Here is a 3,977-nt window from a genome sequence, read left to right as displayed (position 1 = left end):
GAAGTCAGTATGCGAGTAGAGAATTTCGTGAACAACTAACATCAAAAGGATTTATTCAAAGCATGAGTAGAAAAGGAAATTGTTGGGACAATGCTCCTGCTGAATCTTTTTTTGCTACATTAAAAAGAGAGTTTACAAATCATAAGAACTTCCATTCCTTAGAACAGGCTCGAAGTTCTCTATTTGAGTATATCGAGGTTTTTTATAACAGAAAGCGTTTGCATTCTAGAATTGGATACAAAGCCCCTGTTACATTTGAAAATGAATTTTATGCCTATGCGTAAGTATATTTTTACTTAGGAACTTCAGAGTTTTGAAGTAAGTATTCGAAATCTTTGGGATCTATTTGGTTTTCTTTTTCACTATTCATGGAATTATATTAAGTTATTGTTATTTCGCATAACGAAATAGCCTTAACGACGTTCCTCGGAGCTGAGCCTACGGAGTAGGCGTTAGCGTCGGCACGTATTCTTGCGTAGCAAGAATCGTGACGGAGAGGAATGTGTCGCAGACCGAGCGAGGGCGAAGACCCGAAGCGAAGCGTTAAGTCGCTGTTATACGACGGTCAGCAGATTAATTAATCCAATTTTCTATTTTAATTTCCTTAATTCGTTTAAACTCTTTTTCATTATTTGTAACTAAAATAATGTCACTAGCAATAGCCTGAGATGCGATGAGTAAATCATATGGTCCAATGATTTCTCCCTTTTGTTCAAGTTTAGATCTGATAGATCCCGCTACGGAAGCTGATTCTGAGTCAAAGTTAATAACATTTAAGTAACCCAGAAAATCATTTAGAGTTTTTTGATTTTGATCAGCTTTTTTACTATTTTGAACCCCATATCTTAATTCAAACTCAGTGATGCTTGAAATGAAGATGTTATCTAAGCTAATTTTTTTGAATTTTTGGTAAACTTTTTCAGGTTTTTTATTTATGATATAGATACAGATATTTGTATCTAATAAATATTGATTCATATAGAACTTCGATTGTCGAAAGACTTTGGCTGATTTCTTTCAATTTGAAAATCATCAGAAAAATCATTTAAAGATTTCCATAATCTGTCAACGGCATCGTCGATAGGAGAAATGATAACGCAATTTCCATCCTTTCTAATGTAGACTTCTTTTCCTTTGAATCTAAATTCTTTAGGGAGTCTAACAGCTTGACTGTCACCATTTTTAAATAATTTCGCACGATTCATATATATTATATAATATATATTTCGTTCAAATGTCAATCACTATTTTGTGAGTTTTTTTCTTTAATGTTACCCATGTCCTGAGGCATACATTTGCTGACTGTCGTATAACGAACTAGACTTACCGAAGTTCCCCGCCCCTGAGTCCCAACGGGACGTTAGGGACTGGCATGTAGCTTGCGAACGCAAGGCGAATGCCAGAAGGGGAATTTGCCGTAGGCCGAGCGAGGGCTTGTCCCGAAGCGTAGCGGTAAGTCGCTGTTATGCGAAGTTTCCATCAGTTTTGCCAAAGACTTCCGGGATATTAGTTTTTTTAAATATGTTTCTCTAATCTAATTTAAAAATCGAGAGTGTAGTTATATTTGCTCTGAGATTTAAATTGCTCCCACTAGTTTGACGAACATTCGAATAAATTACATCATTTACCTGAAAAGAACGGATCGCACTTATACTAGCTGATGAATCAAAGTCATTTTGTGCATTTGAATAAGCAGCCGTGGCTAGAGGAGTAGCGGAGCCAGAACAATTGCATCCTATATGATAATATCTATTTCCTGTTGTATTCGACTGAAAAGCTGCATTGAGAACGACCAAGTATTTTCCAGATGTTTTGATTTTGAACCCAGAAATGGAATTCCACAGATTTGTGTTATCATAATCAACCGTGGTAAACTGTATGTCTGTTTCTGTATTATTAGTTATAACTTGTTCCGACGCCAAACGTACTCGAGCGGAAATTTCGCTTTTGATTGGATTATTGCTAGCGGTTAATAACGACAAAAGAAGGATGTTATCCGCGGATGAATTAGATTCTTTAATTCCTACATCCTCCCAAAAACTTGAACATGAAATTAAACTAAATACGATTATTTTTGTAATGAAAATTCTGAATGTCAAATCGTATCCTCCTGTAGAATTGAAATCACAGTTTATTTTAGTAAGCTAATTTGTTAGGCGAAAAATGTCAGTCAAAAATATTTCGTAAAAAATTATAAATTTCAAAATATTGATTTCCTTTTTTTGATTGTGGAAATTTCGCATAACGAACTAGACTAACCGACGTAGGCTGGCCCTGAGTCCCAGAGGGACGTTAGGGACTGGAACGACGCTTGCGGAGGCAAGAGAAGTTCCAGAGAGGAATGTGTCGCAGACCGAGCGAGGGCGTAAGTCCCGACGCGAAGCGTTAAGTCGCTGTTATGCGAAGTTTCATCTTTCTTCACTTTCATTAATTTTAAGATCTGAACCAGTAAAAAATTCAAATTTTGCCGTCCAGCTTGAATCACCTCTTGTATGATCTAATTCATGAACGGGAAATGCGGGGTCAATATGTCTGTTTCTAGCCTTGATAGTTGAATGATCGTAATTTGGATAACTTTCACTAAATTTTGGTAAGTGAGAAATTACTTTATAGGCAATAGTTGGTTGATTATTACCTTCTTTTCGTATAATAATATCTTCTTCAATTAATCCATTTCTTGATGCTATAGTCATAAAGTATTTTTTGCCAAATTGTGAATTTGGACTCGAATGATTAGGTATTTGTACTTCAAGCAAATAGTTCATTTCAATTAATGGATTTAATGTTGAATGATTTACGGTAAGCGTATTTACTTTTTGATAATTATATTTTAAATTATTTAGTTGAATTAAGTCATATTCATGAATTTGAATTGAAGAGTCATAAATGGAATATTTTCCCGAAAATTTATATAACAATAATATCCGATTGCTTCCTGAAACAATTTGAGGTTGAAAAAAGAAATAACTATCTCCTCCTGTTATAATATTTTTTAATTCGTTTATAAGTTCATCTTTCTCCTTTAGTTTTTCGTCGTTATTGACTTTTTCATTTATAAAAGTAAAAATTACTAAGGCAATTCCAGAAATTGCTATTAGCCATGTCCAAATGCTTATGTTAAGGAAATTGAAATTCATTTTTTTTGTTCTCATAAGTTATTGTTGATGAAATTGCGCATAACGAACTAGCTAACCAACGTAGGCTGACCCTGAGCCTCGAAGAGACGTTAGGGGCTGGAACGACGCTTGCGTAGGCAAGTGGAGTGCCAGAAGCCTATGTGGCGTAGCCCAAGCGAGGGCTCGTCCCGAAGCGAAGTGGTTAGCGGATGATAATTGCAGTTGGTTACGAATACAAAAGAATTGGGGTCGTTAGTAATATCCAATCAAGCGCAAATTTTTCTCTTATCTCTTAAAAAAACTAAAATCCTGTAACAGACGTAAATGGAGTAACACAGCCATGTAGTTTATCCCGCTTAAATCGACATCACTCACATTCAAAAAAATTTGCGCGTCTTATTCTATTGATAAACCAATTGCAATTATCGAACTAGCCTTAACGACGTAGGCTGACCCTGAGTCCCGGTAACGGGACGTTAGGGACTGGCACGTAGTTTGCGGATGCAAACGAGTGACAGAAAGCCTATGTGTCGCAGACCGAGCGAGGCCTTGTGCCGAAGCGAAGCGTTAAGGTGCTGTTATGCGAAGTAAAATTTGTATAATTAATATTTCCGAAAATCTCTCTATTTTGGTCTTTTGGTGCCAAGAAGATTGAATTCGTTTTTCATTCCAACTAAGTGACTATTATCTTTTATGTTAACACATCCAATGAGTTCATCTAATTCTGATATTTCAGCTTGAATAACAACACAAGGTGTTTCTTCTTTAGTTTCATTATCGATGTGTATTGCATATTGAGGAATATCGATATCCATTGGTTTGCCAACATATTTACCATCAAGTTTAAGAGAGAATACAGCA

At 35.8% G+C, this 3,977-nt stretch carries 6 protein-coding genes; 1 reads left to right on the top strand and 5 read right to left on the bottom strand.

Translation table 11 applies throughout. From position 1 onward, the window contains the following. Positions 1-284: integrase core domain-containing protein (locus LEP1GSC202_RS16590; protein ID WP_156825412.1), on the top strand; the 284-nt coding region annotated here is incomplete at its 5' end. A gap of 289 nt (positions 285-573) precedes the next feature. Here LEP1GSC202_RS16590 and vapC read toward each other — a convergent pair. The 5 genes from vapC to LEP1GSC202_RS20055 all read right to left on the bottom strand — a co-directional run. Next, entirely contained in the window at positions 574-978 is a 405-nt protein-coding gene (vapC, locus tag LEP1GSC202_RS16585; RefSeq protein WP_015678910.1) for a type II toxin-antitoxin system tRNA(fMet)-specific endonuclease VapC, read from the bottom strand. Then, entirely contained in the window at positions 975-1,205 is a 231-nt protein-coding gene (vapB, locus tag LEP1GSC202_RS16580) for a type II toxin-antitoxin system antitoxin VapB (RefSeq protein WP_015678909.1), read from the bottom strand. Before vapB ends, vapC begins: the two co-directional genes overlap by 4 nt. A gap of 324 nt (positions 1,206-1,529) precedes the next feature. Further along, the gene (locus LEP1GSC202_RS16575) at positions 1,530-2,099 is read right to left on the bottom strand and encodes a hypothetical protein (RefSeq protein ID WP_015678912.1); all 570 of its coding nucleotides are present in this window, start codon (positions 2,097-2,099) and stop codon (positions 1,530-1,532) included. Between the two features lie 309 nt (positions 2,100-2,408). Continuing rightward, on the bottom strand, positions 2,409-3,152 hold the full coding sequence (locus tag LEP1GSC202_RS16570) for a hypothetical protein (protein ID WP_156825411.1): 744 nt from the start codon (positions 3,150-3,152) through the stop codon (positions 2,409-2,411). Between the two features lie 587 nt (positions 3,153-3,739). After that, positions 3,740-3,977, bottom strand: a 238-nt coding sequence (locus LEP1GSC202_RS20055) for a hypothetical protein (protein WP_039929304.1), incomplete at its 5' end; no start/stop codon positions are given.

This window comes from Leptospira yanagawae serovar Saopaulo str. Sao Paulo = ATCC 700523 (genome assembly GCF_000332475.2).
Lineage (GTDB): Bacteria > Spirochaetota > Leptospiria > Leptospirales > Leptospiraceae > Leptospira_A > Leptospira_A yanagawae.
The sequence above is the reverse complement of the archived record's forward strand: the minus strand, read 5'-3'. Positions and strand labels throughout refer to the sequence as shown.

Coding starts and splice junctions, on each gene's coding strand:
- LEP1GSC202_RS16570 (WP_156825411.1), bottom strand. CDS start 3,152: ATGAGAACAAAAAAAATGAATTTCAATTTCCTTAACATAAGCATTTGG.
- vapB (WP_015678909.1), bottom strand. CDS start 1,205: ATGAATCGTGCGAAATTATTTAAAAATGGTGACAGTCAAGCTGTTAGA.
- vapC (WP_015678910.1), bottom strand. CDS start 978: ATGAATCAATATTTATTAGATACAAATATCTGTATCTATATCATAAAT.